1 protein-coding gene is annotated in these 415 nt (G+C 70.1%); it reads left to right on the forward strand.

Annotated features, from left to right (window positions below):
- Nucleotides 1–43: 43 nt before the first annotated feature.
- Nucleotides 44–415 (forward strand): transposase (locus Q7A36_RS41000; protein ID WP_305109511.1); only part of this gene is annotated, 372 nt, incomplete at its 3' end.

Genomic DNA, 415 nt, shown 5'->3' on the forward strand with positions numbered 1-415 from the left:
CTAGAGGCTGTTAGGGACCTCTTGGCAGTCCCCATATTGGGGCGTGACCCGTCGAGCATACCCGTCCGACGTCTCGGACGAGGAGTGGGCGCTGGTGGCGCCCTACCTGGCGCTCCTGCCTGAGGATGCCGGGCAGCGGCGCTATCCGCTGCGCGAGAGCTTCAACGGCCTGCGCTACATCGTAAAGACCGGTGCGCCCTGGCGCTGGCTGCCCAATGACTTGCCGCCCTGGGAGTTGGTCTACCCACAGACCCGGCGCTGGCTGGCGGCGGGCTGCTTCGAGACGCTGGTGCACGACCTGCGCGTGCTGCTGCGGCTGGAGTACGGCCGCACGGCGGAGCCCACGGGCGTGGTGATCGACAGCCGCACGCTGCAATCCACGCCCGAGAGCGGCCACCGCGCCGGCTGGGACGGC

Source organism: Paracraurococcus lichenis (assembly GCF_030657435.1).
Taxonomy (GTDB): domain Bacteria; phylum Pseudomonadota; class Alphaproteobacteria; order Acetobacterales; family Acetobacteraceae; genus Paracraurococcus; species Paracraurococcus lichenis.